A 26,364-nucleotide genomic window follows, 5' to 3' on the forward strand; every position below is an offset into this window, starting at 1 on the left:
TTCCGGATGGGGACGGTCAATTGGGATATGGAGCGGTTCAGATGTTGCGCAAGGCTTTGATGTCGATGCTGTTTGTGTTCTGCGGCTTTGCGGCCACAGCCGAGCAGGTGGTGATTGCCGCTTTAGGGGATTCGCTGACCCAAGGCTATGGGCTGCCCGAACAGGACGGCTTTGTGCCTCAGTTGGACCGTTGGCTGCAGACGCAGGGCGCGGATGTGCGCTTGATCAACGCTGGTGTGTCCGGGGACACCACCGCAGGCGGTGCGGCGCGGGTGGACTGGACCCTGACGCCGGATGTGGACGGGATGATCGTGGCGCTTGGCGGCAACGACCTGCTGCGGGGTGTCGACCCGGCAGTGTCGCGGGCCAATCTGGAAACGATTGTCAAAGCGGCGGGTGCGGCGGATGTCGGTGTTCTTTTGGTCGGAATGCAGGCGCCGGGGAATTACGGGGCCGACTACAAAGAGGCGTTTGATGCCATCTACCCTGATCTGGCGGGCCAGTATGAAACCAGCTACGCCCCCAGCTTTTTCTCCGGCCTGACCGCTGAGGGCGACCCGGACGCCGCCCGCCGCTATATGCAGCCGGACGGCATTCATCCGAATGCAGATGGCGTGGCTTTGATCGTCGAAAACCTGGGACCTTACGTGCTGGAGCTTGTCGCCGCGGCCCGGAAATAGTCAGACAACGGTCACGACGGTCCCGATCGGCACACGTTCATAGAGGTCAATCACGTGTTCATTCATCATTCGGATGCAGCCGTTTGAGACCGCATGACCGATGGTTTGCGGCTGCGTGGTGCCGTGAATGCGGAAATAGGTATCGACGCCATTCTGGAACAGGTACAGCGCCCGCGCGCCCAACGGGTTGTCGCCGCCACCGGGCTGGACATAGTCATTGTCCTTGAACCGGGCATAGGTGATGGGCTCGCGTTCGATCATCTCGTCGGTCGGGCGCCAGGTTGGCCATTCTTTTTTAACGTCGATGGTGGCGGTGCCGGTAAATTCCAGCCCGGCCTTGCCAACCCCGCAGCCATAGCGGACCGCCTTGCGCGGTTCCGTCACGTAGTACAGATAGAAAGACCGGGGTGCGACCAGCAACTGACCCGGCAGGAACTGCTTTTTAATCCGCACAAATTGCGGTGTGGGGTCGTATTCGACAGCTTTCTTCTTTGCCGCCGCAACGCCGGGCACGAGGCTGGCGGCTGCGGTCGCGGTTAGAAAGGTACGGCGCGTGAACATGGCAGCTCTCTTCAAAACAACAGACAAATCTTGATACCAATGTCGGAAGGATAACCGATCTGGTCAATTGCCGTCGGGAAGTAAACCGATTGTGATGTCATCACGGGGACACACATTCAGGCGCAAGCGCGTAGGCAGGCCCGCGGTCAGAAAAGAAAAGGGCAGAGATCGCTCTGCCCTTTCAAAAGCTTATGCAAGCACGATGTTGTCGGCGCTTTCGCGGCCGTCACGACCGGCGCGCAGCTCGTACGTGACCTTCTGGTTGTCGGCCAGACCGGTCAGGCCCGAACGTTCCACGGCCGAGATGTGAACGAAGATGTCTTTGCCGCCATCTTCGGGTGCGATAAAGCCGTAGCCTTTGGTGGTGTTGAACCATTTTACGGTGCCTGCGGGCATATCCGTGTCTCCTGTTTAGTGCTGCCCACGGAGTTGCGGCAGCCCGGCGTCGTTGTCTGGATCGATAGACTGAGCGCCGTAGAAGGAGACAGTAGGTCGAAATAGAAAAACGTTAGCCCTTTAGATATGGCATCGGCAACGGCGCGGGGCAAGGGAGGAGTCCCGTCCTAAAGGAAACTAAAGATCCGCGAATATCCGAAGTGGATAATCAATCTGGTCTGATGGGGCCGCGCGAAAAGTTACCGAAAGCACGCCCGGAAAACAGGCAGGGCTGGATCAAATTCCGTACATTTCGCTTTCGGTAGGAAACATCAGCCGGATCGCGTGCAAGCTTTTGTCGGACAGAGCAATGGGTTTTCCACCACTTTCGGGGTGACCACCCGCATCCGCCTGGTTGACATGTGGAATCAAGTCTTCGCGCCGTGAAAAAGCGGAATACCTGGGTTTCTGTAGCCGGTTGGAGAGCCATCCATTCAGTTCATCTATGTTTTCGAGCCGAAACAGATGATCGACGTGGTTAACACCCGCCCGGTCAATGGAATAGGCCTCAAGGCTGAGGGGCGACAGGTTCTGTGTGGAGATCCAACTGGGGGCCAATTCTTCCCACCCGTCCCTCATGCCCAGTTTGCCGTGCTGGACCCAGTCCTCGAACTCCATCGTCGTAGTTTCGTCCCAACCGGGGTCAAAGTTGTAGCGGCACTCGGCATCGGGTTTGAAAAACCGGTAGCAGGACCAAAGTAAATCAACCGGGTTTCTCGTGGTCATGAAATACGAAAGCCCAGCGTGTTCGGGATACAGTTCTGCCAGCTTTGCTTTGACATAAGGGGCAGTGTCGTGGGGGTGAAAATGCTCGGATTGGTACGCGATGTCGACGGCAAAATCTCCGGCTTTTTCTGACATGTGTCGGGTCAGATATCTGCGGACCGATGTGGAGCCACAGCGTGGCTTGGATATGAACACAAGCCCTTTCGAGAAAAGCACTCTCACAGAATTGATCCTTTGTTACTTGACATCCCCTCTTGTCGAGATGGTGACAGATTGAACCAGATTTGAGTAGTTGCCAAGTCGACCGAATGAGTTTCACACAGAGAGACCCCGGCCGCGGACGACCGGGGCATGGCCATTGCGCACGCAGGCCCTCTTGCGTTGGCCTCCCGCGTTTTGAAAGATCTTGGCGGAGCCCGACCAAAGAGGGCACCAATTGGCGATGCTCAGTCGGTGGCAGGCAATTTAGCCACGACGTTCCTGTATTGGGCCGATGCAATAAAACATTCCGGCAGCTGGTCGATCATCTCATCAATCGGGTCATACAACCGATCGGCGCTGGTCTTGAACTCTTCCGGGATGTCTTTTGGGGTTCGCTCGCGCCGTTTGGGCGGTGTGAATTCCAACCCGGTAAACCGCGAAATCGTTTCCTGATGGTCCCAAAGCGCGTCATAGCGAACGCATAGAACAGGAACGTCTTCGAACGTGACCCATTCCTTGATCTGCTTTGCCTGCTGCAGCACGTCGCGTTCGAACAGCTCATCATAGGTGCCGGTGGCGTGCAGATGATAGAAGTGCTGATCAATCCAGTCCGCGCCGTATCTTTCCATTGCGGAAAAGACGGAAAACGCTGAATCCTTGGTTGGCCCGAAACAAAAAACGACCCGGGTATTCTCGGGCCATGTGGATAGCGGCTGAGGGAAGTCGTGTGTCTTGTACACGCACGGAGCGTAGAATTCCGTGTCACTCAGCCGGGCAACAAAATCCACCTTAATGGCTGATACCGGATCGATCTCTTTCAACGCCTCAGCAAGAGCCAGAAAGGTCAACGTACTGCCTGACCGGCCATTGCTGGCCACAATAACGCAGTTTTTCGGTGCGTTTTGTGGAATGCGCTGCAGCCGCCGAATAGCAATCCGTTTGCGGACGCTGCGCTTCCACTTGTCGACGCGTTTATCGATAAAGTCGATCATCGTGCGAATTTTTTGTGCTTGAGGCGCTTGGGCTCCAGCGCATCCGGACCCAGACGGCGTTTCTTGTCCTCTTCGTAGTCTTCGAAGTTGCCTTCGAACCATTCCACGTGGGCATCGCCTTCAAAGGCCAGGATATGCGTGCAGATACGGTCAAGGAAGAACCGGTCGTGTGAGATGACCACAGCGCAGCCCGCGAAATCGACCAGCGCGTCTTCCAGCGCGCGCAGGGTTTCAACGTCCAGATCGTTAGTCGGTTCGTCGAGCAGCAGCACGTTGCCGCCCTCTTTCAGCAGACGGGCCATGTGGACGCGGTTGCGTTCACCACCCGATAGCAGCGAGACCTTTTTCTGCTGGTCGCCGCCCTTGAAGTTGAAGGACGAGCAATAGGCGCGGGAATTGACCTGTGCGTCGCCCAACTGGATGATCTCGGCACCGCCGGTGATCGCCTCCCACACGGTGTCGTTATCCTTGAGGTCGTCGCGGGACTGGTCGACATAAGACAGCTCGACCGTGTCACCCAGCGTGATGGTGCCACTGTCGGGCTGTTCCTGACCGGTCAGCATCTTGAACAGGGTCGATTTACCGGCACCGTTGGGGCCGATGACGCCGACAATGCCGCCGGGGGGGAGGGCGAAGTCCAGCCCTTCGATCAGTTGCTTGTCGCCCATGTGTTTCGACAGGCCCTCGACCTCGATCACCTTGCCGCCAAGGCGCTGGCCATTGGGGATGACGATCTGGGCGCGGGTGAGCTTTTCGCGCTCGGACTGCTCAGCCAACTCGTTGTAAGCGTTGATCCGGGCCTTGGATTTGGCCTGACGGGCTTTTTGGCCCTGACGCATCCATTCCAGTTCGCGCTGCAGGGTTTTCTGCTTGGACTTATCCTCGCGCGCTTCCTGCTCCAGCCGTTTGGCTTTTTGTTCCAGCCATGCGGAGTAGTTGCCTTCATACGGAATCCCGCGGCCGCGGTCGAGTTCCAGAATCCAGCCGGTGATGTCATCCAGGAAATACCGGTCGTGGGTGACGATCAGGATGGTGCCCTTGTAGTCGATCAGGTGCTGTTGCAGCCAGGCAATGGTCTCGGCGTCCAAGTGGTTGGTCGGTTCGTCGAGCAGCAGCATGTCGGGCGCTTCCAGCAGCAGCTTGCACAGCGCCACGCGGCGTTTCTCACCACCCGAGAGGTTGGCGATGTTGGCATCGTCCGGCGGACAGCGCAGCGCCTCCATCGAGACGTCGATCTGGCTGTCCAGATCCCACAGGTTTTCCGCATCGATCGCGTCCTGCAGGGTGGTCATTTCCTCCATCAGCTCATCCGAGTAGTTCTCGGCGATCTCCATGGCGATCTCGTTGAAGCGATCGACCTTGGCCTTTTTCGCGGCCACGCCCAGCATGACATTCTCGCGGACAGACAGCGATTCATCCAGCTGGGGTTCCTGCGGCAGATAGCCGACCTTGGCACCCTCGGCCGCCCATGCCTCACCGGTGAAGTCGGTATCGAGGCCCGCCATGATCTTCATCAGCGTCGATTTACCCGCGCCGTTGACGCCGACAACACCGATTTTCACGCCGGGCAGAAAGCTCAGGTGAATGTTTTCAAAACACTTCTTGCCACCGGGATAGGTCTTGGAGACACCCTGCATGTGGTAGACATATTGATAGGCGGCCATGTCGCGTCCTCTGGGTCGGGGAAATTAGGTTGGCCGGTGTGATAGCTGATGGTTTGGGTGGGGGCAATGGGATTGCATGCTGCGACAATTATGGCCGTCAAGCGGGTTTGCACCGCGCTGATGATCGCCGTAAACCGGGCTGAAAATGCAGCAGGCGGTCCGGATTTGGCAAACGCAGGGGTGAAATGCAAAACAGGTTTGGCGCTGTTTGCAGCGCTGTGTTTTGCGGTGCTTGCGGGTCTGCATCTGGCGCGGCCGATCCCGACGGGTCCGGATCCCGTGCTGCTGGGGTTTTCAGCAAGCGATATCTGCGGGTATGGCGAGGCGGAAACGCAGTGCCCGACCTGTGTGCTGGTCATATCCGCCCTGCCGTCCCTGTATCCAAGCCTGGCCTCCGCTTTTCAGGCCGAAGGCGAGCGGATTGCGGTCCGCTTCGATGAGGCTCTTGTCTCACGGATGGTTCTGACGCCGTATTCGGCGCGATCTCCGCCTTTCGTCGTGTGATGAAATCACCAGAGAAATCTGGGAACTCACTACGAAAAAAGGAAAAATCATGAAACTTTTGAATATTGTATCCGCAGCGGTCATTGCCGCTGTAACCGGAACCTGTGCGCTGGCGCATGCCACCTTGGAAACGCAAGAGGCCGAAGTTGGCAGCTTTTACAAAGGCGTGATGCGCGTTGGTCATGGTTGCGACGGGCAGGCGACCCTGAAGATGCGGATCGTCATCCCCGAGGGCGTGATCTCGGTCAAGCCGATGCCCAAGGCGGGGTGGGTGCTGGAAACCGTCACCGGCGATTATGCACACAGCTATGACTATTACGGCAAAACCCTGACCTCGGGCGTGAAAGAGATCATCTGGACTGGTGAGCTGTCGAATGATCACTATGATGAGTTCGTGTTCCGCGCCAAGCTGGACGGCTCTCTGACGCCTGATCAGATGTTGTTCTTCCCCACTGTTCAGGAATGCGCCAGCGCCGATCAGCAATGGATCGAAATCCCGGCTGAGGGACAGGACCCGCATGAATTGGAACATCCGGCACCGGGTCTGCATTTGAAAGCGGGTCACAGCCATAACCACTAGGCCCGAAACCTGATACAGGAAAAGGCGGTGCGAATTGCATCGCCTTTTTTTGTCGAATCGATGGGTCAACTGGAAATGAGGCTGCACAGATGTCCAAACTGGCAGAATTGATTGCAACATGGGCGCAGCCCGGCCGAATTGACTGGATCGGAATGCGTCCCGAACGCAGGGCTGGGATGCAGGTTGCGGACAGCGTCATGATCTCGACCAGCGGCCTGGATGGTGACCGGGGGCGTGCCGGCAAGCGGGCGGTGACTCTGATCCAGCAGGAGCATCTGGCGACGATTGGGTCCTATCTGGGGCAGGGGCCGGTTGCCCCCGAAATTCTACGGCGCAACCTGGTGGTGTCGGGGATCAATCTTGCTGCGCTCAAGGGTCGTGAGGTGCAGGTGGGCAAGTCGATCCTGCGCTTTATTGTGATCTGTGCGCCGTGCAGCCGGATGGAGGAGGCGCTGGGTAAGGGCGGGTACTCGGCCGTGCGCGGGCATGGCGGGTGGTGTGCCGAAGTGGTGCGGCCCGGACGGGTTCGGCTGGGTGATCCTGTGCAACCTGTTGATTGACAAGCCGCTTGAGTTCTGAACATCAGCAAGGAATGTTGCGCAGCGCCATTCCATATGCACGACCGGGGCAGGTTATCGGTCTGTTTGGCGGGTCATTTGATCCGCCGCATCAGGGGCATGTGCATGTAACGCTTGAGGCGATGAAGGCCTTCGGACTGGATCGGGTGTGGTGGCTGGTGTCACCGGGCAATCCGTTGAAAGAACGCGGACCTGCGCCGTTGCAACGGCGGGTCAGGGCCGCGCAGGCTGTCATGCAACATCCTCGGGTCGAAGTGACAGATATCGAGGCGGTGACCGGAACACGTGCAACCGCGGATACATTGGCGGCGTTGCAACGACTTTACCCGCAGGTGAAATTCGTCTGGCTGATGGGTGCCGATAACCTGGCGCAGTTCCACCGCTGGAAGGATTGGCGCCAGATCATGGACAGCGTGCCGGTCGGTGTGGTGGCGCGGCCGGGGGATCGAATTTCGGCCCGCATGTCTCCTGCAGCCCGGCTGTATGCGCGCTATCGCATCGACGGTCAGGCGCGGCATCTGTTGGGGCGGGCGCAGGCTCCGGCGTGGTGTTTCGTGAACGTGCCGATGGTGGATGTCAGCTCGACCGAGCTGCGCACGCGTGGCGAATGGGATGGCGGGGTGTTGCCTGAATAGCCAAGATGCGCGCATAATCGCATTCAGTGGTTGTTTGCTTGTGATCTCTGGGATTTTAATTGACCCATGGTTGATCGTCTTTCACGTCGTTTGTTTCTTGCCGGGTTAGGGACCTCGATTTTTGCGGGTCCGGCTCTGGCTGATGCCCCCGTGCAATCGTTGCGGCCTCAGTTGCGGGGGGAATTGCCCACCGGAGCAGAGCGGCTGATTCAATCCGCAGGGCTGAGAGGCGAGGTGGCGTTTGCCGTCGCTGATGTGGAAACAGGCACGCAGCTTGAAGAGTTTGGCGGCGATCAGGGCCTGCCCCCCGCCAGCGTTGCCAAGGCGTTGACGGCGCTTTACGCGCTGGACGTTCTGGGGGGCGACTACCGGTTCGAAACCAAATTGATCGCCGATGGTCCGATTGAAAACGGCGTGCTGCAGGGCGACCTGATCCTTGTGGGGGGCGGAGATCCCCTGTTGGATACTGACGATCTGGCGGCATTGGCGGCCAATCTGCGTGAGGCTGGGATTGCCGAGGTACGCGGCGCGTTTAAGGTTTATGACGGGGCGCTTCCCTATGTCTTCAGCATCGATCCGGGGCAGCCGGATCATCTGGGTTACAGCCCGGCCGTCAGCGGCATTGCTCTGAACTTCAACCGCGTGCATTTCGAATGGAAGCGCGGCGGCACAGGTTACGATGTGACCATGGATGCCCGCACGGCCCGTTACAGGCCGTCCGTGGATATGGCATCAATGCGGGTCGAAAAGCGGAGCCTGCCGATTTACACCTATCAGCCAAGCGCCCGGCAGGATCGCTGGACGGTGGCCAAAGGTGCGCTGGGCAATGGCGGCGCGCGCTGGTTGCCAGTGCGCAAACCGGCGCTTTACGCAGGGGACGTGTTCCGCACGCTGGCGCGGGTGAATGGAATCGTGCTGGGCCGTGTGCAGATCACACGCGAAGCCCCGCAGGGCACAGTTCTGGCAGTGCATCAAAGCGACCCGCTGGAGAGTATTCTTCAGGGCATGCTGAAATACTCGACCAACATCACAGCTGAAATGGTTGGAATGGCGGCTTCGAAAGCGCGGGGTGCTGAGCTGCAGGGTCTGGCTGACTCAGCTGACGAGATGAACCGCTGGGCTTCAGAAACCTACGTAGTGCGCGGCATCGCGATGGTGGATCATTCGGGGCTTGGTGATGCGTCACGCGTCGCGCCTGCTGATCTGGTGACAGCTTTGGTCAAGGCGCATAAGGACGGGGCACTTCAGCCGCTGCTCAAGAAATTCAAGCTTTTGGACAGTCAGGGGCGGCCGGTCAAGGATCACCCGATCAGAGTGGATGCCAAGACCGGTACGCTGAATTTCGTGTCGGGGTTGGGCGGGTTCATCACGGCTCCGGATGGATCAGAGCTGGCCTTTGCCATCTTCACCGCAGATGTCGGTCACCGTGCGACCATCCCCCGTGCGTTGCGCGAACGCCCCGACGGCGCGCGCAGCTGGAACAACAGGTCGCGCAAACTGCAGCGCGCGCTGATCGAACGCTGGGGGATGCTGGCGGGCAGCTGAGATCAGGTGGTGTGGCGCGCCCGTGCGCCGCGCTCGATTGCGGCGGCGTGCAGACGGTCGATATTCAGCTCGTACCGGATTTCTTCCAGCAGGCGTAGCTCGGTTTCGGCAAGCGACCCATCCGCCGCGGCCACGTCACAGGCCAGCGCATAGGCCGTTTCGTGCAGCCGCTCGGGCAAGTTGTCGCGGATCAGGCCGAACAGGGCATCCAGCCCGTCCTCTTGCTCGAAAAGGTCGAACACGGTTTGTGACACGCGACGGGTGCGGTCGATGTCATATTCGGCAAATACCGGCAGCATGTTGACCGCGCCTTCGATCTTGACCAGCTCGGCTGTGCGGATGGTCTCATCTGAGGCAGAGACCGCAACCATGATCGCGACAAGGCAATCCTGTGGGGACATCGGGTGGGGTACTTGTTCGGTCATGGTGTCGTCCTGATTGGTCTTTTCTGCGCCCGCACGATAGGAGGGCTGGCGGGCAGGTTCAACGGATTTTGCCGGATTGGGTCACAGAATGGGCAACGGCCCCCGCGTTTTGGTCTGGCGCAGCACGAAATTGCTGCGGGTGTCACGCACCAAACCAGACTTCAGCAACCGCTGCATGATGAAGTGTTCAAGGTCTTCGGGCGTTTTGGCATAGACCTTCAGGATGAAGTCATGATCCCCGGTGATCGAGGCGCATTCGACGATCTGCGGTTCGGTCTCAACCAGTCTCAGGAACGCGGTGATGTTGTCCTCCTGATGGTCACGTAGGGCGACGTGGACATAGGCGATGGCGTCCAGACCTACGGACTTGGCCCGTACCTGCGCGATATAACCCGACACCACGCCGGACGCCTCAAGATCGCGCACACGCCGCCAGCATTGCGAGGCCGACAGGCCGGTGCGGTCGGCAAGGTCCTGCATCGACAGGCGGCCATCGGTCTGCAGCTCTTGCAGAATGGCAATGTCAGCGGATTGAAGCGTTTGTTTCATAAAAGGTGATCCAGCGATATATATTTGCCAAAGTATCGGCAAAACCACGTTACAACAAACCAAAATCATCAGGACGGGCGGCTATACTTTCCTCAAGGAGGAAAAAGTGATGCCAAAATCGACCAAATACGTCGCCAAGGTGGCTGATGCGCGCGGCCATATCGCCTATACGGCCGAGGAAGACGCGGTTTGGGCCGATCTTTATGCCGCGCAAGAGAAGAATGTGCAGCGCTACATGGCTCGCGATTACCTTGCGGGGCTGGAAAGGCTGGACCTGCCGAAAACCCGTGTGCCGTCCTGCGCTGATATCTCGGAACGACTTCTGGACATGACCGGCTGGCGGGTCCAGCCGGTGCCCGCGCTGATCGGGTTCAAGACCTTCTTTGGCATGTTGGCAGACCGGGTATTTCCCGCCGCATCCTTCATCCGCTCGCGCGAGGATTTCGATTATATTGAAGAGCCGGACATCTTTCATGAAATCTTCGGCCACACGCCCTTGCTGAGCGATCCGCGTTTTGCAGCCTTCAGCCATGCCATCGGCAAAGCCGGGGCGAAGGCGGGCGACAAGGATTATTCGTGGCTGATCCGTCTCTATTGGTTTTCGATTGAATTCGGCCTGCGTCGTCAGGACGGAGAGATCAAGGCGTTGGGGTCTGGGCTCGCGTCCTCGCCAACCGAGCTGGTCTATTCCGTGGAAAGCGATATTCCCGACCGCGATCCGTTCGACATTCTGACGATCCTGCGCACGCCCTATCGGATCGACGTGCACCAGATGGGCTATTTCGTGCTAAACTCGCCTGAGGAACTGTTTGCAGCCGCGGATCGAGATCTGCTGGCGGATGTGCGCCAGGCACAGTCCCTTGGGTTGCTGCCAAACAAGTTCCCGGAAAAAGCAACCGCAGCGGAGTAAACGGATCATGACCACATCAGGAGAAACCTGCAGCCTTTCGGACCGCACCTGCGTGCCTTGTTCCGGCGGTGTCCCGGCTTTGACTCGGGATGAGGCAAACACGCATATGGCGGAACTGTCGTCCGACTGGAAGCTGGACGCGGATGCAAAAGAACTCAGCCGCCACTACAAGTTCAAAGGGTTCGCCAAGGCGACCTATCTGGCCAATCTCTGCGCCTGGCTTGCTGATCAACAAGGGCACCACCCGGATATCAGCTTTGGCTGGGGTTATGTTGACGTCAAACTGACCACCCATGAAATCGGTGGTCTCAGTGAGAATGATTTCATTTGGGCGGCCAAACTGGACCAGTTGACCGCGTAAATCGGCTTTCCCATCAGGAAAAAACCCGCAGTTTATTGACTCATGCTGCACCGGCACAATAGGAGGGGCCGGTCGGTTGCAAAGGGCGACCGGCGCTGTTTTTCCCGATGGAGCAAATCTGATGTCTGAACTGCGTGAAACCGCGATGTCGTCCAAGGCCTGGCCTTTCGAAGAGGCGCGCCGGTTGCTCAAACGCTATCAGAAGGGCGCTCCGGAGAAGGGGTACGTGCTTTTTGAGACCGGCTACGGCCCCTCGGGCCTGCCGCATATCGGCACTTTCGGCGAGGTCGCGCGCACCACGATGGTCAAGCGCGCGTTCGAGGCATTGTCGGATATCCCGACCAAGCTGATCTGTTTCTCGGACGATCTGGACGGGATGCGCAAGGTGCCCACCAACGTACCTAATCCAGAGATTCTGGAACAGCATCTACAGCGCCCGCTGACCTCGGTACCGGACCCGTTCGGCGAATATGACAGCTTTGGCGAGCACAACAACGCGATGCTGCGGCGTTTTCTGGACACGTTTGGTTTCGAGTATGAGTTCTACTCGGCCAAGGAGTTCTACGAATCCGGACAGTTCGACGAAATCCTCAAGCGCGCGGTCGAGCGCTATGACGAGATCATGGCGATCATGCTCAAAAGCCTGCGTGAAGAGCGCCAGCAGACCTATTCCATTTTCCTGCCGCTGCATCCCGAAAGCGGACGGGTTATGTATGTGCCGATGAAAAAGGTCTGTGCCGAGACCTACACCGTGACCTTTGACGATGAGACGGGCAAGGAGTGGACCGTTCCTGTCACCGGCGGCAACGTGAAGCTGCAGTGGAAGCCGGATTTCGGCGCTCGCTGGGCCGCGCTGGGCGTCGATTTCGAGATGTACGGCAAGGAACACGCGACCAACGAGAAGATCTATGACGCGATCTGCCGTGCGCTGGGCGGCCGTGCGCCCGAGCATTTCTCGTACGAGCTATTCCTGGATGAAAACGGCCAGAAAATCTCAAAATCGTCCGGTAACGGTGTGTCGATCGACGAATGGCTGACCTATGCGCCGACCGAGTCGCTGGCGTATTTCATGTATCAGAAGCCCAAAACCGCCAAGCGGATGCATTTCGACGTCATCCCCAAGGCGTATGATGAGTATCATCAGCAATTGCGGGCCTATCCGGGTCAGGATCTGAAAGCGCAGTTGAATAACCCTGTCTGGCATATCCACGGCGGCAACGTTCCCGAGTCCACGCTGATCGTGCCCTTCGCGATGCTGCTGAACCTTGCGTCCGTTTCCGGGGCCGAGGACAAAGAGGCTCTGTGGGGCTTCATCCGCCGCTATGCGCCCGAGGCGACAGCGGAAAGCCATCCCGATCTGGATCAGGCGGCAGGGTTCGCGGTGCGCTACTTCAACGACTTCGTGAAGCCGACGCGTAAGCATCGCGCTCCGACCGATCAGGAACGCGAAGCGCTGGAGGCGCTGAAAGCCGCGCTTGAGGCCTATGACGGACCGACCGAGGATGAGGCGCTGCAATCAGTGGTCTACTCCATCGGGCGCGAGCGGTTCGACCCGATGCGGGGCTGGTTCACCGCGCTTTACGAGGTGCTGCTGGGTGCATCACAGGGCCCGCGTTTTGGCGGCTTCATTGCGCTCTATGGCGTGCCCGAAACCATCGCGCTGATCGACAAGGCGCTGGCCGGAGAGCTGGTCTGATTTGACCTGATACCGCGTGGGGCTACCCTTTGATCAGGAGGTGGCCCCATGCGTCGTTTACTGTTTGCAATATCTCTGAGTGTCGGCTTAGCCTCCGGTGCATTTGCCCAGAGTGACGAGATCGAGGCCAATATCGCGGCGCAGATACAGGCGTTCAAGGCGGATGACTTTGACACCGCGTTCACCTTTGCCAGCCCCAATATCCAACGCCTTTTCCAGACGCCCGAGAACTTTGGGGTGATGGTCAAGCGCGGCTATCCGATGGTCTGGCGGCCCGCAGATGTGCGGTTTCTGGAACTGCGCGAAGTGGCGGGCTCGCTGTGGCAGAAGGTCATGATCACCGACGGCGCGGGCCGGGTGCATATACTCGACTATCAGATGGTGCCGTTGGAAAACGGCTGGAAGATCAACGGCGTGCAGCTGCTGGGCAACTCTGATCCGGCCGCCTGATGCAACACCACCGTCACGGTGACATGAGCGGCGGTTAATTCCTTTTCGGTACTTAGGCTTTTGCGTTCGGGGCGGTGCCTCCGGGCACTGGGTTTATGCGCGCTGATGCGGCGCGATTGGGAAAGGGATTTCTATGAGTAAGGCAATCACCGACGGCATCGAGTTCATGCCGCCTGCTTTCGCAAATGGTCTGAACGTGTGGTCCAGTGGCGATGGCACGCCGGGCTCGCCCACCTATGATGGGTCGGGCACCGGCGCGTTTGTTCCGGCCGATGCGGATTTCGGCGGTTGCCTTGAGATTCTGAAGGTCAGCACCACGCAGCGTCTGCGCTATATGGGGCAGACGCCATTGCTGCCAGGGTGCTATCTCCAGGTAAAGGCGCGGGTCAAAGCGATCAGCGGCCCGCTGCCCGAAGTGCGCATCGCCGGTTGGGCTGGCGGTGCCGGAGATGTTCAGGTCACCGGCGTGGTTGAGCAGGGCCCGGTCACTCAGCTTTCCGGCTATGGCACGGTGCATGAGATCACCGCCATTGTCGGCACCGGCCAACGCCCCGGCGTGGACATGCCGTGGGGCGTGCAGGCGCTGTACGGGCATTTTGGACTGGACATCGATGGTGCAAACGGGGCCGTCATCCGGGTCGATGATATCGAGATCACGGATGTCACCGGTGTGTTCCTGCGCAATCTGATCAGCCTCGTCGATGTTCGCGATTTCGGTGCCATCGGTGACGGTGTGGCGGATGACTCGGCGGCTTTTGAGGCGGCGGATCAGGCCGCGAACGGGCGCACGGTTTTCGTGCCCGAAGGCACCTACCTGCTGGCACAGAACACATCGATGGCATCCGAGATCGATTTCGAAGGCACGGTCACGATGCCCGACGACAAGATGCTGCTGCTGACCAAAAATTTCGACCTGCCGACCTACATAAACGCTTTTGGCAACGAAACGCTGGCATTCAAAAAGGCGTTTCAGGCATTGCTGAACAACTCGGACCATGAATCGCTTGATCTGGGGGGGCGCAAGATTTCGGTCAGTGAGCCCATCGACATGGCCGCCGCGGTGCCGAACCGGCAAAGCGGATTCTCGACACGCCGCGTAATCCGCAATGGCCAGTTCGACGTCCAGAGTAGCTCGGCCTGGGATACTGAGACCTTCACCTCGGTCGCGACCTACAACCCGAACGACCCCACCCGCCTGGTGAATGTGGCCAACGTGGCCAATATTCCGGTCGGCGCTCTGGTGCAGGGCAGCGGGGTCGGGCGTGAAATCTACGTCCGTTCCAAGAACGAGGGCGCAGGTGAGATCACGCTGAACGCCCCGCTGTATGATGCGGCCGGTACGCAGACCTTCACCTTCCAGTCCTTCAAATACCTTCTGGATTTCAGCGGGTTCAGCACGCTGCGCAAGTTCGGGATGGAAGAAATCGAGTTCCAGTGCAACGGCCGTAGCAGCGCGATCCGTCTGGCCCCGTCGGGCAGTACTTTTGCTGTGACGAACTGTTTCATCAGTCGCCCCAAGGATCGGGGCATCACGTCCATCGGGACCGGATGTCAGGGCATGCTGATCGACAATTGCCAATTCCTGTCCACCGAAGAATCCTTCAATGTGGAGGATCGCAAGTCGATCGCGCTGAACTCCACCGCCAATGACGTCAAATTGCGTCACAATCGGGCAGTGCGGTTCCGGCACTTTGCCATTCTGGGCGGCACCAACAACATGATCCTGGGGAACCACTTTTTCCAGGGCGACAGCATCCCACAGGGTGTTCGCAGCGCCGGTCTGGTCATGATCGGCACGTATAACAGCTCGACCATTTCAGGAAACTATGTTGATAACTGCTCGATCCAGTGGACCAACGAAAGGGACGCCTACCCGGTGTATACTGCGGGGTATTCGTTCAGCTCGATGGCCATCACCGACAATATCTTCTATTCCAGTGAAGTTGCGCCCTGGTTCACGTATCTTGTCATTCGGCCATATGGTGCGGGGCACTTCCTGAACGGAGTTATCGTGACCGGGAACAAGTTCCGCTCGTCAAGCGGCAGAATCACCCGGGTGGAACGGGTCGACACCACCTATGCCGATCTGAACAAATACGCGCATCGGGATGTGACGTTCGAGAGCAATACGTTCCACGGGGTGGACCAGAAAGTGTCGAACCCGCTGCGGGTCAGGTATGCACAAGGTTCCGCATCGCAAGCCTGGACCGTCCAGACTTCGGCTCAGTTGCCGTTCGGTGGTCTTGCTCGCAGCTGTGATGCGGTCACGGTCCTGGGTCCGTTAAGAACTGCGTTCGGGTCGCTGACCTTTGCCAACCCGTATGTCGAGTTGGAGCAGGGCGCATCGAATGACGCGATCAACCTGCGCTGGCCCGAGGCGCTGAGCGGCGAGGTCTCCGCAATCGTGCGAATGGAGCGCTGATTTTACGGCTGGCCGCCCTGTCGCGGGGCGGCCAGTTCGCAGGCCTTAGAACTCATTCCAAATCGCCAGCTTCAGCCCCGTATCGCTGCGCGCATCATTGCGTTCAAGGCCCAGAACCCAGGTGGCGGAACTGTTTTTCGTTCGGATCATGACTGAAGGCCGGGCTCTCCAGAACAGCGAATGGTCGGGCGTATAGGCAGTTTCGATCTGTATCAGTGGGTTCAGCAGCCGATCACCGGACAGACCCGCCGTGATATCCAGCTTGCGATACAGGGCGTCATGTGTGCGCAATTCCAAAGCGGTATCGACGGCCACCCAGCCATTCCCCCAGCCGGTTTGGAACCCTTTGCCATATGAGAGGGTTAGCTTGTACATGGCCCAAGCGTCCCGGTGCCGGTGATGGGCGCCCGCGCCGAACTCGGCCGCAAAACGCCCCCATTTGTCAAAATCGGCCACCGGAAATCGGGCAAACAAAAGCGCGTGACCATAAAGGTCGCGATTTTCCTCGAAATCCAACCCGATTGTCAGCTTCGGCCTGTACCCAAATTCCGCGTAAAGCCCTGTTTTGTAGTCATACGTGCCGTCGGGGTCCTTGAAGGCGGTGACCGAGGCTGCGGTGAATGCCGATCCCTTTTCCCGTAGCCACGCCCCAGACCATGCCGGAGCGGCGGCAAGCAGCAAGGACAAAAGAAGGACGATCCGGCACATGCGCGCAGAATCCGTCAGCATGGTTAACGGATGGTTAGTAATCTGTTCATTTTTTGGAAACTACAAAGAAGTCTCGCCCGCAAATGAAACACGAGACCTTTGCAATTCCTGTGTTAAGCTTGTGAAACGATAAGGAGAATCCAGATGCCGAAGATTTCCAAGAGCGCGAGCGTCCAGACAGTTATCACCACCTTTGAAATGACGCCGGGTACCTGCCACGATCTGCTGGAGGCGCTGACCGACGCCTATGCCGAGTTCATCTCGAAACAGCCGGGTTTCGTTTCTGCCGGGCTTCATGTGAACGATGCCCAGACGCGGATCGCCAATTATTCCCAGTGGGAACGCCGCGAGGATTTTCTGGCCATGCTGCGCACTCCGGAAATGCGCGACCGCAACCGCAAGATCAACGAGCTGTGCAAAAGCTTTGAGCCGGTGATGTACGACGTGGCTGAAACTTTTGGCAGTTCCTGATTTGGATCAAAGCCTTAACGCCCAGTCCCGCCCAAGTTGGATGTAGGAAAACGGAGGTGCGCGCCATGTATCATAACATTCTTGTTCCCATTTCTTTCGATGCCGAACGGGATATTTCCGGTCCACTGAAACTGGCCGAGATTCTATCGACGCCGGACGCCCAGGTAACCTTGCTGCATGTGGTCGAGCACATCCCGAACTATGCGATCTCTTACATGCCGCCTGAATACCTGACCGAAGCCCGCAAGGCGATTCAGACCGAGCTGGACGAACTGGCGGCGAAACTGCCCAACGCGACGGGCGTGGTGATCGAAGGGCATTCCGGGCGCACCATTCTGGACTGGGCAGAAGCCCACAAGCCGGATCTGATCATCATGGCATCGCATCGGCCGGGCATGCAGGATCTTCTGCTGGGCTCTACCGCGAACCATGTGGTCCGCCATGCCGCCTGCGCGGTTCACGTGGTGCGCTGATCGGGCATAAGGTCAGCAGAGGCAAGGCGCCAGGCCTTGCCAAAGCCACCGTTCAACAGGGCCTCGGAAATCTCGAAACGAACAAAGCCGAAATCGGTAAAATCGACATAGAGCTTCGCTTTGGGGCGCAGGGCCAGATACCTTGCGCGCAGGTGGCCGTGTTCTGAACTGTCACGCGCAACGAACCGGGCCTCGGCGTGTAAGGTCAGACGCGGGTGGGTCAGGGGGTCGCCTGTCTCTCCCGGCTCGCCGATCAACAATGCGCAGGCCGGATTGGCGTGCAAAGCCCGCGTATGATCCGCCAGGGTCGAGATCAGGGTTATCGGCCTGCCAGCCTCATCCATTGCCAGCGCGATACGCGACACCGACGGCAACGTTTTGCCCGGTTGCAAGGTGGCGAGGGCGCCATAGGTTGCGCCCTCAATCAGGTCGCGGGCCAGGCCGCGGGCCGTGTCATCGACCGGACGAAAAGGGTTGGCTTCAACCATGTTTGATGTGCTCCGTGGTGTCTGCAACGGGCTGAGCATAGCTGCTTCACCCGGCCGGTACGAGGTCTTGTTACAGGTATTGCCCGAGCCTCGGTTTCGCCACAAATCCGGGTTAGGGGAATGATATGCCAGTCGATCAGCCCAAGCCCGAAACGGAACCGACAACTCCCAAGGTATCGAGGCGCCAGAAACGTGCGGACGCCTTGCGCAAGCGCGCGCTGTCTCCGGTCCGGATACTGATCATGATCCTCATGCTGCCATTGACGATCCTGAGCATCGTCGTAGCCGTTTACCTGCGCACATCCGGCTTTGAACGTGAAGAGGCCCTGATCCATTTGATTGCCCTCGCCGGGTGTGACGCGGTTGAAAAGGTTGTGCCAGGCCCGTTTCTGGCCGGAGGACCGGGGTATCATCCACGCAACGACCCCGACGGCGACGGCGTTGCCTGCGAAACCATCGCGCCCACCCCGGTTTCCGGCACGGTCCCGCAGCAGACTGGCTCGCGGCCATCACGAACCGTCGGAACCGCCAAATTCGTGCGCCCCTGATTGGCTCTTGCGCGGGTTCTGCGCGATTCACCGATGCTGTGTTACACTGCGCCGGACGTGCCGCTTATGGCCGTCTTTGGGGGATTTCGCCCTGAAAGGGAGGAAAGAAATGTTTGCACGTATTACTCAGTTCAAAATGAAGCCCGGCATGCGGGATGCCGCCGAGGCGAAAATGAATGAGCTTAAAGATCAGATTATGGGCATGAAAGGGATGCACAGCTTTACCAATGCCATGAACGAGGACGGTACCGGTTACGTTGTTGCAGTTGTCGAAAGCGAGGAGACATCGAACGCGAACGCGCCCAAAGTGGCCGAGTTGTGGGGAAATTTCGCAGAATTCCTTGAAGGTCCGCCATCCCCTGCCGGGTTTGATGTGGTCGTCCACTGGGATAAAGCCCTTTAAACGCTTGCATATTTCCGGGTGATCGCCGAGATTCGGGCGATGACCCGCGATGACTTCAACGCCTTTTGTGCCAGCCTCAAAGCCACCAGTCATGTGGTGCAATGGGGTAATGCGGATGTGTGGAAAGTGGGCGGCAAGGTCTTTGCAATTTGCGGCTGGAATGACGGCAAGGACGCCTTCACCTTTAAGGCAACCGATCTGGCGTTTGAGGTGCTGGGCGATGAGCCCGGCATCCGCCCAGCACCCTATCTGGCCTCACGGGGGATGAAATGGCTGCAGGTCTATGAGGAACGCGGCATGTCCGACGCATCCCTGCGTGAACACATCGTGACATCCTATGATCTGGTCGTGGCCAAGCTGACCAAGAAGTTGCGGGCGGAGCTTGGGGTTTAACCCTTCATCGCCTGCAGCAGTTCCAGCAGACGTTTTCGGTCGTCATCATCGGCATAATCCCCGGTCGCCAGACGTTGCGCGATGTTCAGGCGCAGGCGTTCGTGCTGGGTGCGGACCTCTTCACCTGCGGTTTCGGCCAGCGTTTTCATGATCACCGCCACCGCCTGCTGCCGCTTGGTGGTGGGGTTGGCGATGTAGTCGACAAGGCTCTGCTGACCGGAATCGAGGATGTTTTCGGCCAAATCGCGCAGTTGCTCGCCATTGGGCAGCAAAGGGCTGGGTGCACCCTCGGGCGGCAGGATTTCCGGCACGCTGCGCGGGGTCTCGGCCAGCGCGTTTGCACCGTCGACAAAGGCCTCAGTGATCATCCGAGTGATCCTGATCGCGCGCGGATCCTTGAACAGGGCCGAGGCGATGGCCACGCCGTAATCGGTATAAACCCACGGATTGATCCGCCGCCCCCCGCGGCCCTTGGGTTTTGAAATCACATTCTGTGATTGCAAATCGGCGACTTCGGCATCGGTCAGCTGAAAGCGATAGCCCTCGAACAGGTCCTTGTTGCGCGAGACGGCCTGATTGAAGGCACTGACGGATTTTCCGTAGAACTGCGCAAGATCCTCGGCCAGCACAACGCGGGTACCGCGCACCCGGTGAATGGCGCTTTGGACCTCATGCGTGCTGGGCAGGGTGTTTGTCATGGCTAACCGTTTGGAATCACAATTTGTGATTTCAAACGTGGAGGAGGGAGCGCTGGGCTGCAAGTTTGAAGTGTAGGGCAGGCGAGATTGACTCCCATGAGCAGATCATTCGCTTTGTCGCTCAACATGCTCAAAACTGTGCCCGAACCAACTGAGCTCACCCGTAACACGCACTATGTCACCGGGTTTAAGGCGCGAGGCAGAATAGCTGTCCAGTCCACAGTTCAGGAATTCAAGATCAGGGGCATGACGGGGAATAAAGTAAATGCAACCGCGCGTCCGACGGCTATCTGAAACGTGGGCAACCTCGTACTCAATCGTTTCCACGGGGTTCTCGGTGAGAGTGTTCCATGCGAGTGGTACACCGTGATATCTGAGCGTCCACAGTCCGATAACGGCAATAAGCGGCGCCCCTACCAACAATCCAAAGACTTTCGCAGTTGTGCCCACTTGAATCTGCTTCCTGTGCGGAGGCCTAATCAAAGTACGAAAAAAACCCGGAAGAACGGTAATAGCTCCGACGCCTACAAGAGCTATCCAGAAGTTGGTTGTTACCCATTGGTTCCAGCCAGTAGCGGGAACGGCGTTTCCAAAGAACCCTGCAAGGCTAGGAAATATGAGAACAAGCCATAAAGGGAGTTCGACTAAGTGATCCCAGATATCCCGTTTCCGAAGATTTTCTTTGGGGATTGTTTCTTTCTTCTCGGGCTGAACGTAGCCGCCGGTCTGAAGCAAAAAACTGCGAGCCGAGCTAAATGTTAGGCCAACTGGACATATGAAAACGACAAACAGAAGGCCCAATGCCGCCATCATGTACAGCGCTATCCATTGTGGGAGATACTGTGAGTACAGGCCGTGAGGTGGTTTGAAACCCCTGCTAATGGCAGCAAGTGCTAAGACAACCCATACTCCAGTGGCGATAACAAAAATCGCTCTGGGACCGACCGACAAGCACGTTCTTAACATCCGATCATAGAGCGAGGGGATGAGAAATATTGCTGTAATAGAAAACATAAACAGGCTGATGCCCGCCATGAGGGCAAACTTGTCGCTGCCTACCTGCCAATGTGCTGATGATGCACTGACGGCCACAGCAGTGGCTACGAGACCAATTAAGCCTAACGTTCGACCTGCTAAATCACTCGCCAACAGAGCCCAGTTCATTTCAATGCCTTTAGTTACAATAGCTGACAGCGTTATACTTCAGCATTCACCTTAGGCAAGAATATGGCGGCAGCTATTCACCTCTTCCGTCGCTTCACATTCCCACCCCGCTGGCCCGGCCGCCCAGCCGTTGACCGTCCGCGTGATTTCACCGCGTCCTCCGAGGCTTTCTCGACCGCCCATTGGCGCGCCATGGGGTCGTCGGCGACGGCCAGATCGACCGCTTCCAGACGTTTGATCTCATCGCGGATATTGGCGGCCTCTTCGAATTCCAGGTTCTCGGCGGCTTTGCGCATTTGCTCGCGCAGACCGTCCAGATGGGCCTCGAGGTTGGCGCCGTGCATCGGTTTATCGATGGTGGCGGTGACGCGGTTCATGTCCACGTCGCCTTCGTAAAGCCCGGCCAGAACGTCCTCGACATTCTTCTTCACCGTCTCAGGCGTGATGCCGTGTTCCTCGTTATAGGCGATCTGCTTGGCGCGGCGGCGGTTGGTCTCGTTCAGTGCGCGTTCCATCGAACCGGTGATCTTGTCGGCATACATGATCACGCGGCCATCCGCGTTCCGCGCGGCGCGGCCGATGGTCTGGACCAGAGAGGTCTCGGATCGCAAGAAGCCCTCTTTGTCGGCGTCCAGAATGGCGACCAGCCCGCATTCGGGGATGTCGAGCCCCTCGCGCAGCAGGTTGATCCCGACCAGCACGTCGAACGCGCCCAGACGCAGGTCTCGCAGAATCTCGATACGTTCCAGCGTGTCGATATCCGAGTGCATGTAGCGCACCTTGATGCCCTGTTCATGCAGGTATTCGGTCAGGTCCTCGGCCATGCGTTTGGTCAGCGTTGTGACCAGCGTGCGATAGCCGCTGGCGGCAACCTTGCGCACTTCGTCCAGAAGGTCGTCCACCTGCATGCTGACGGGGCGGATTTCGACCTCGGGGTCCAGCAGGCCGGTGGGTCGGATCACCTGTTCGGTGAAGACGCCGCCGGTCTGTTCGATCTCCCATTTCGCGGGGGTGGCCGAGACAAAGACGGATTGCGGGCGCATGGCGTCCCATTCCTCGAACTTCAGCGGGCGGTTATCCATGCAGGAGGGCAGGCGGAACCCGTGTTCGGCCAGTGTGAACTTGCGCCGATAGTCGCCCCGGTACATGCCGCCGATCTGCGGAACGCTGACATGGGATTCATCGGCAAAGACGATGGCATTGTCGGGGATAAACTCGAACAGGGTCGGGGGCGGCTCGCCCGGTGCGCGGCCCGTGAGGTAGCGCGAGTAGTTCTCGATCCCGTTGCAGACGCCGGTGGCTTCGAGCATCTCCAGATCAAAATTGGTGCGCTGTTCCAGACGTTGGGCTTCCAGCAGTTTGCCTTCGCCCACCAGTTGGTCCAGCCGGATGCGCAGTTCCTTTTTGATGCCGATGATCGCCTGCTGCATGGTCGGTTTCGGCGTCACGTAGTGCGAGTTCGCATAGACGCGGATCCGCTCCATCGTGTCGGTCTTTTCACCGGTCAGCGGGTCGAATTCGGTGATCTGTTCCAGTTCCTCACCGAAGAAGGACAATTTCCACGCGCGGTCCTCAAGGTGGGCGGGCCAGATTTCCAGGGAATCGCCGCGTACGCGAAACGAGCCACGTTGAAACGCCTGATCGTTACGGCGGTATTGCTGGGCGACCAGATCGGCCATCACCTGCCGCTGGTCGTAATCCTTGCCGACCTTCAGGTCCTGAGTCATCGCCCCGTAGGTCTCGACCGAGCCGATACCATAGATGCAAGAGACCGAAGCGACGATGATCACGTCATCCCGTTCCAACAGCGCCCGCGTGGCCGAGTGGCGCATCCGATCGATCTGTTCGTTGATCTGCGATTCTTTCTCGATGTAAGTGTCGCTGCGCGGCACATAGGCCTCGGGCTGGTAGTAGTCGTAGTAGGAGACGAAATACTCGACCGAGTTTTCGGGAAAGAAGCCTTTGAATTCTCCATACAACTGCGCCGCCAGCGTTTTGTTGGGGGCTAGGATGATGGCGGGGCGCTGGGTTTCCTCGATCACCTTGGCCATGGTGAAGGTCTTACCCGTACCCGTCGCGCCCAGCAGAACCTGATCGCGTTCACCGTCCAGCACACCGCCTGCCAGTTCCTTGATCGCCGTTGGCTGGTCACCTGCGGGGGAAAATTCGGTGTGCATGACGAAGGCCTTGCCGCCCTCCAGTTTCAGGCGGGCGCGGACATCTTCGGCGGTCAGCTGGGTCTTGTCGGAATGAGCGTAAGCCATCAGGGGAGATTCCTTTCGCGCCTGATTTTGATCTGTTTTTGTTCTTGTTCAAGGGGGCATTTCAAACGCTCTAAGTTGCGACAATTGCGGACTTGTCCACGCCGCGCGTCTGGCGCATAAACACCCCTAGCCAAGTGAGTACGGAGAGGCGACATGCGCGCACGGATTTACCAGCCTTCGCGAAACGCGATGACCTCGGGGATGGCCAAAACCCGCAAGTGGGTTCTGGAGTATGCCCCTGCTTCGTCGCGCGAGGTTGATCCGCTGATGGGCTGGACCTCGTCGAACGACACGCAGACCCAGGTGCGCCTCAAGTTCGACACCAAGGAAGAGGCGCTGGATTACGCCAAGGACAATGGGATCGACGCGCAGGTCAGCGAACCGCACAAGCGCAAGCCCAACCTGCGGGCCCGTGGCTATGGCGAAAACTTCGCCACCGACCGGCGCGCGCCCTGGACCCACTGAATTGATCGACATCTGCGAGGCTGATCCGACCTCGGACGCGCTGCGCCCGGTGGTCGAGGCGCATTTTGCCCATAGCGAAACCGCCGGCCCTGCGGAAAGCAATCACACCATGGATGCCAAGGCGCTGGCCGGGCCGGGGATTCGGTTCTGGGCCATGTTTGAAGCCGATCAGCTAGTTGGGTGTGGTGCGCTCAAGGCGTTGCCGGATGGCACGGCCGAGGTGAAATCGGTGCATATTCTGGCGCAGGCACGTGGGCGCGGTCTGGCGCGCAAGATGATGATACATCTGGCCGATCTGGCCCGAACCGACGGGATCTCCGCATTGGTTCTGGAAACCGGCGCGACGCATTTGCCAGAGTATGACGCGGCCCGAAAACTCTATGAGGCGCTGGGATATTCCTATTGCGGGCCGATCTACGGATACGAGGCCGATCCAAACAGCGCCTTCATGCGCTTGGGTCTTGAACCCCGCCCGTAAAAACCGCAAGAAGGGCACAGCGGTCCCGTAGCTCAACTGGATAGAGCAGCTGACTTCTAATCAGCAGGTTGAGGGTTCGAGTCCTTCCGGGATCGCCATATCAAACACCCAAAATCCGGGTTCTGGAAGTCGGATTGCCGGCCTGTGTTCGAAAGAGAACGCATTCTTGTCGAATGCGCCTCTTTCGGGATTTCAAGACAACCTGCGATCAGGATGTCTTTTCAGCCACTTTTATCGCCCCGATATAGTGGCAACCTGTGTTTCCTGTCTCGCTCACAACATCGTAGTTGAACTGCCGAACTTTTTCGTTGTGCGTGGAGATCTGATCCTGCGTTGCTGCGTCACCCGCTGCCTTCAGTTTCTGACCTTCAGCGTTGAGCTGGGATTGCCTTTTGTAAAATCGATCAAGGTAAACCTGATGCGCCTGCTTTGCGGCTGACGTCGCGTTGGCCTCGTCCAGTTTTGTGCACTCATACCGAATTAGATGAGATTTGGTTGGCGTGGGATATGCGAATTGCGGAGCGCTTGGCGCGCAAGCGGACACCAGTCCAAGAGACGCGGCGGCGAGCGTCAGTTTTTTGATTGATAGCATGGTTTCTTCCAATGATTGTATTGCGGTTCCGTTACACACTTAAGTTTTAAGCACAATCAAGTTTACCGCGCATTTGGGCCAGCCAATCATGAAAGGAACCTTGTTCCTTCGCCCGCTCGGGAGCAGTTTTAAGGCGCAAAGTCGTTCAACGGATAAATTCAGTAAGAAAAATTCTTGCAACCGGTTGCAAAGATACTCATGGTATCCCCAAATTTGGAATCGGGAGAACCGCATGCTGAGAATCGGACTGCTTGGCGCCGGGCGCATTGGCCGGGTACACGCACAGGCCATTGCCGCGCATCCTCAAAGTCAGCTTTGCGCGGTTTCCGACGCGATTTCCGAAGCGGCTGAAAGCCTTGCTGCAGAGCAGGGGGCTGCGGCTCGTGACTCGCAAGACATCATCGCGGACCCGTCAATTGATGCGGTGCTGATCGCAACGCCGACGGATACTCATTCTGACCTGATCGAAGCCGCCACACAGGCTGGCAAGGCGGTTCTGTGCGAAAAACCCGTTGATCTCAGCCTTGAGCGAGCGCTGGCGTGTCAGGCGGTTGCAGCCGAAACTGGCCGCCCGGTCATGGTCGGGTTCAACCGCCGGTTTGACCCCAGTTTCTCGACCCTGAAGTCGGCCGCCGACAATGGTGAGATCGGTTCGACCGAGATGCTGTCGATCACCTCGTTTGATCCGGCGCCGCCGCCGATCAGCTATGTTAAGGTTTCGGGTGGTCTGTTCCGGGACATGATGATCCATGATTTCGACATGGCGAATTATCTTATGGGCCAACTGCCCGAACGGATTTCCGCCGTTGGCTCCTCGATCGTCGACCCCGAGATCGGACGTGCCGGAGATGTGGATACTGCAGTGGTCACAATGACTTATGCGGATGGCAAGATCGTGGTGATCAAGAACTCGCGGCGGGCGGTCTACGGTTATGATCAACGGATCGAGATGCTGGGATCGGGCGGGTTGCTGCAAGCCCATAACGTTCTTGAAAATGCCGTGGTCAAATCGACGGCCGACGGCGTGACCGGCGCCAAGCCGACCTACTTCTTCCTGGAACGCTACATGCCCGCCTATCGCGCGGAATGGGACGCGTTCGTTCAGGCCGTGCTGAACGGCTCGGCAATGCCGGTGACACTGGAGGATGGTGTTGCCGCGCTGGCGATGGCCGAGGCCGCAACCCGCTCGGCACAATCCGGGCAACCGGTCGCAATGGCTGACGTTTTGAAACCGGTTGCAAAATGAGTCGATATCCGGAAACTGGCGCAAGCTCCGTCTGTTTCCGGAGCGGAGGAGATTCGGTG

32 protein-coding genes and 1 tRNA gene are annotated in these 26,364 nt (G+C 58.4%); 20 read left to right on the forward strand and 13 right to left on the reverse strand.

The window, feature by feature from the left end:
• The first annotated feature begins 41 nt into the window (after positions 1-41).
• Positions 42-680, forward strand: a complete 639-nt coding sequence (locus GOX63_RS15785; protein ID WP_170327112.1) for an arylesterase — start codon at positions 42-44, stop codon at positions 678-680.
• Here GOX63_RS15785 and GOX63_RS15790 read toward each other — a convergent pair whose 3' ends face one another.
• The 5 genes from GOX63_RS15790 to ettA all read right to left on the reverse strand — a co-directional run bounded on the left by GOX63_RS15790 (position 681) and on the right by ettA (position 5,259).
• Positions 681-1,241 (reverse strand): L,D-transpeptidase, encoded by a 561-nt coding sequence (locus tag GOX63_RS15790; protein ID WP_170327111.1) that lies wholly within the window; start codon positions 1,239-1,241, stop codon positions 681-683.
• 189 nt (positions 1,242-1,430) lie between these two features.
• A complete protein-coding gene (locus GOX63_RS15795) occupies positions 1,431-1,637 on the reverse strand; it encodes a cold-shock protein (RefSeq protein ID WP_170327110.1) in 207 nt (68 codons plus the stop codon).
• A 276-nt stretch (positions 1,638-1,913) separates the two neighbouring features.
• Positions 1,914-2,537 carry a hypothetical protein gene (locus GOX63_RS15800; protein WP_170327109.1) on the reverse strand — a complete coding sequence of 208 codons (624 nt, stop codon included), beginning with the start codon at positions 2,535-2,537 and terminating at the stop codon, positions 1,914-1,916.
• A gap of 311 nt (positions 2,538-2,848) precedes the next feature.
• Positions 2,849-3,595, reverse strand: coding sequence for a hypothetical protein (locus GOX63_RS15805; RefSeq protein ID WP_170546360.1), 747 nt, complete (start codon positions 3,593-3,595; stop codon positions 2,849-2,851).
• Positions 3,592-5,259: an energy-dependent translational throttle protein EttA gene (ettA, locus tag GOX63_RS15810; RefSeq protein ID WP_170327107.1), complete on the reverse strand. Its 1,668-nt coding sequence runs from the start codon at positions 5,257-5,259 to the stop codon at positions 3,592-3,594. Before ettA ends, GOX63_RS15805 begins: the two co-directional genes overlap by 4 nt.
• 66 nt (positions 5,260-5,325) lie before the next feature.
• Between ettA and GOX63_RS15815 the strand changes: the two genes are divergently transcribed.
• The 5 genes from GOX63_RS15815 to dacB all read left to right on the forward strand — a co-directional run bounded on the left by GOX63_RS15815 (position 5,326) and on the right by dacB (position 9,101).
• Complete coding sequence (locus GOX63_RS15815; RefSeq protein WP_170327106.1) at positions 5,326-5,763, forward strand: hypothetical protein; 438 nt, start codon at positions 5,326-5,328, stop codon at positions 5,761-5,763.
• A 49-nt stretch (positions 5,764-5,812) separates the two neighbouring features.
• Entirely contained in the window at positions 5,813-6,343 is a 531-nt protein-coding gene (locus GOX63_RS15820; RefSeq protein WP_170327105.1) for a YcnI family copper-binding membrane protein, read from the forward strand.
• Between the two features lie 89 nt (positions 6,344-6,432).
• Positions 6,433-6,903 carry an MOSC domain-containing protein gene (locus GOX63_RS15825; protein ID WP_170327104.1) on the forward strand — a complete coding sequence of 157 codons (471 nt, stop codon included), beginning with the start codon at positions 6,433-6,435 and terminating at the stop codon, positions 6,901-6,903.
• A gap of 32 nt (positions 6,904-6,935) precedes the next feature.
• Positions 6,936-7,556 (forward strand): nicotinate-nucleotide adenylyltransferase, encoded by a 621-nt coding sequence (locus tag GOX63_RS15830; RefSeq protein ID WP_170327103.1) that lies wholly within the window; start codon positions 6,936-6,938, stop codon positions 7,554-7,556.
• 66 nt (positions 7,557-7,622) lie between these two features.
• Entirely contained in the window at positions 7,623-9,101 is a 1,479-nt protein-coding gene (gene dacB / locus GOX63_RS15835) for a D-alanyl-D-alanine carboxypeptidase/D-alanyl-D-alanine endopeptidase (RefSeq protein WP_170327102.1), read from the forward strand.
• A gap of 2 nt (positions 9,102-9,103) precedes the next feature.
• Here the strand turns inward: dacB and GOX63_RS15840 are convergent, their stop codons facing one another.
• On the reverse strand, positions 9,104-9,526 hold the full coding sequence (locus tag GOX63_RS15840) for a tellurite resistance TerB family protein (protein WP_170327101.1): 423 nt from the start codon (positions 9,524-9,526) through the stop codon (positions 9,104-9,106).
• 81 nt (positions 9,527-9,607) lie between these two features.
• On the reverse strand, positions 9,608-10,075 hold the full coding sequence (locus GOX63_RS15845; protein ID WP_170327100.1) for an Lrp/AsnC family transcriptional regulator: 468 nt from the start codon (positions 10,073-10,075) through the stop codon (positions 9,608-9,610).
• A 109-nt stretch (positions 10,076-10,184) separates the two neighbouring features.
• Here GOX63_RS15845 and phhA point away from each other — a divergent pair, with 109 nt between their 5' ends.
• The 5 genes from phhA to GOX63_RS15870 all read left to right on the forward strand — a co-directional run bounded on the left by phhA (position 10,185) and on the right by GOX63_RS15870 (position 15,914).
• Positions 10,185-10,985 (forward strand): phenylalanine 4-monooxygenase, encoded by an 801-nt coding sequence (gene phhA, locus GOX63_RS15850; protein WP_170327099.1) that lies wholly within the window; start codon positions 10,185-10,187, stop codon positions 10,983-10,985.
• Positions 10,986-10,992: 7 nt separating this feature from the next.
• On the forward strand, positions 10,993-11,346 hold the full coding sequence (locus GOX63_RS15855; protein ID WP_170327098.1) for a 4a-hydroxytetrahydrobiopterin dehydratase: 354 nt from the start codon (positions 10,993-10,995) through the stop codon (positions 11,344-11,346).
• A gap of 121 nt (positions 11,347-11,467) precedes the next feature.
• The gene (locus GOX63_RS15860; protein WP_170327097.1) at positions 11,468-13,042 is read left to right on the forward strand and encodes a lysine--tRNA ligase; all 1,575 of its coding nucleotides are present in this window, start codon (positions 11,468-11,470) and stop codon (positions 13,040-13,042) included.
• A gap of 48 nt (positions 13,043-13,090) precedes the next feature.
• Positions 13,091-13,492, forward strand: coding sequence for a DUF4864 domain-containing protein (locus GOX63_RS15865; protein ID WP_170327096.1), 402 nt, complete (start codon positions 13,091-13,093; stop codon positions 13,490-13,492).
• A 133-nt stretch (positions 13,493-13,625) separates the two neighbouring features.
• The gene (locus GOX63_RS15870; RefSeq protein ID WP_170327095.1) at positions 13,626-15,914 is read left to right on the forward strand and encodes a glycosyl hydrolase family 28-related protein; all 2,289 of its coding nucleotides are present in this window, start codon (positions 13,626-13,628) and stop codon (positions 15,912-15,914) included.
• A gap of 45 nt (positions 15,915-15,959) precedes the next feature.
• Here GOX63_RS15870 and GOX63_RS15875 read toward each other — a convergent pair whose 3' ends face one another.
• Positions 15,960-16,643 (reverse strand): hypothetical protein, encoded by a 684-nt coding sequence (locus GOX63_RS15875; protein WP_254435978.1) that lies wholly within the window; start codon positions 16,641-16,643, stop codon positions 15,960-15,962.
• 123 nt (positions 16,644-16,766) lie between these two features.
• Here GOX63_RS15875 and GOX63_RS15880 point away from each other — a divergent pair, with 123 nt between their 5' ends.
• On the forward strand, positions 16,767-17,093 hold the full coding sequence (locus GOX63_RS15880; protein WP_170327094.1) for an antibiotic biosynthesis monooxygenase family protein: 327 nt from the start codon (positions 16,767-16,769) through the stop codon (positions 17,091-17,093).
• 65 nt (positions 17,094-17,158) lie between these two features.
• Positions 17,159-17,566, forward strand: coding sequence for a universal stress protein (locus tag GOX63_RS15885; protein WP_170327093.1), 408 nt, complete (start codon positions 17,159-17,161; stop codon positions 17,564-17,566).
• On the opposite strand, the gene GOX63_RS15890 is transcribed toward GOX63_RS15885, so the two are convergent.
• Positions 17,551-18,054 (reverse strand): HugZ family protein, encoded by a 504-nt coding sequence (locus GOX63_RS15890; RefSeq protein ID WP_170546363.1) that lies wholly within the window; start codon positions 18,052-18,054, stop codon positions 17,551-17,553. The genes GOX63_RS15885 and GOX63_RS15890 overlap by 16 nt on opposite strands.
• Positions 18,055-18,179: 125 nt before the next feature.
• Between GOX63_RS15890 and GOX63_RS15895 the strand changes: the two genes are divergently transcribed.
• The 3 genes from GOX63_RS15895 (at position 18,180) to GOX63_RS15905 (ending at position 19,398) form a co-directional block, all read left to right on the forward strand.
• Positions 18,180-18,602, forward strand: coding sequence for an excalibur calcium-binding domain-containing protein (locus GOX63_RS15895; RefSeq protein ID WP_170327091.1), 423 nt, complete (start codon positions 18,180-18,182; stop codon positions 18,600-18,602).
• 109 nt (positions 18,603-18,711) lie between these two features.
• Positions 18,712-19,005: an antibiotic biosynthesis monooxygenase family protein gene (locus GOX63_RS15900; RefSeq protein WP_170327090.1), complete on the forward strand. Its 294-nt coding sequence runs from the start codon at positions 18,712-18,714 to the stop codon at positions 19,003-19,005.
• A 39-nt stretch (positions 19,006-19,044) separates the two neighbouring features.
• Positions 19,045-19,398 (forward strand): MmcQ/YjbR family DNA-binding protein, encoded by a 354-nt coding sequence (locus GOX63_RS15905; protein WP_170327089.1) that lies wholly within the window; start codon positions 19,045-19,047, stop codon positions 19,396-19,398.
• On the opposite strand, the gene GOX63_RS15910 is transcribed toward GOX63_RS15905, so the two are convergent.
• The 3 genes from GOX63_RS15910 to uvrB all read right to left on the reverse strand — a co-directional run bounded on the left by GOX63_RS15910 (position 19,395) and on the right by uvrB (position 23,524).
• A complete protein-coding gene (locus GOX63_RS15910; RefSeq protein WP_170546366.1) occupies positions 19,395-20,096 on the reverse strand; it encodes an ORF6N domain-containing protein in 702 nt (233 codons plus the stop codon). The two genes, GOX63_RS15905 and GOX63_RS15910, sit on opposite strands and share 4 nt — an antisense overlap.
• 105 nt (positions 20,097-20,201) lie before the next feature.
• Positions 20,202-21,260 (reverse strand): hypothetical protein, encoded by a 1,059-nt coding sequence (locus GOX63_RS15915; RefSeq protein ID WP_170327087.1) that lies wholly within the window; start codon positions 21,258-21,260, stop codon positions 20,202-20,204.
• 77 nt (positions 21,261-21,337) lie between these two features.
• A complete protein-coding gene (gene uvrB, locus GOX63_RS15920) occupies positions 21,338-23,524 on the reverse strand; it encodes an excinuclease ABC subunit UvrB (RefSeq protein WP_170546369.1) in 2,187 nt (728 codons plus the stop codon).
• Between the two features lie 153 nt (positions 23,525-23,677).
• Between uvrB and GOX63_RS15925 the strand changes: the two genes are divergently transcribed.
• From GOX63_RS15925 to GOX63_RS15935, 3 genes are all read left to right on the forward strand, one after another.
• Positions 23,678-23,989 (forward strand): ETC complex I subunit, encoded by a 312-nt coding sequence (locus tag GOX63_RS15925; protein ID WP_170327085.1) that lies wholly within the window; start codon positions 23,678-23,680, stop codon positions 23,987-23,989.
• A gap of 1 nt (position 23,990) precedes the next feature.
• Positions 23,991-24,467, forward strand: coding sequence for a GNAT family N-acetyltransferase (locus GOX63_RS15930; protein ID WP_170546372.1), 477 nt, complete (start codon positions 23,991-23,993; stop codon positions 24,465-24,467).
• Positions 24,468-24,488: 21 nt separating this feature from the next.
• A tRNA-Arg gene (locus tag GOX63_RS15935) sits at positions 24,489-24,565 on the forward strand.
• Between the two features lie 110 nt (positions 24,566-24,675).
• Here GOX63_RS15935 and GOX63_RS15940 read toward each other — a convergent pair.
• Positions 24,676-25,059: a hypothetical protein gene (locus GOX63_RS15940; protein ID WP_170327083.1), complete on the reverse strand. Its 384-nt coding sequence runs from the start codon at positions 25,057-25,059 to the stop codon at positions 24,676-24,678.
• 232 nt (positions 25,060-25,291) lie between these two features.
• Here GOX63_RS15940 and iolG point away from each other — a divergent pair, with 232 nt between their 5' ends.
• Positions 25,292-26,305 (forward strand): inositol 2-dehydrogenase, encoded by a 1,014-nt coding sequence (gene iolG, locus GOX63_RS15945; protein ID WP_170546375.1) that lies wholly within the window; start codon positions 25,292-25,294, stop codon positions 26,303-26,305.
• Positions 26,306-26,364: the final 59 nt, after the last annotated feature.

It is taken from the genome of Ruegeria arenilitoris (assembly GCF_013031355.1).
Taxonomy (GTDB): Bacteria; Pseudomonadota; Alphaproteobacteria; order Rhodobacterales; family Rhodobacteraceae; genus Ruegeria; species Ruegeria arenilitoris_C.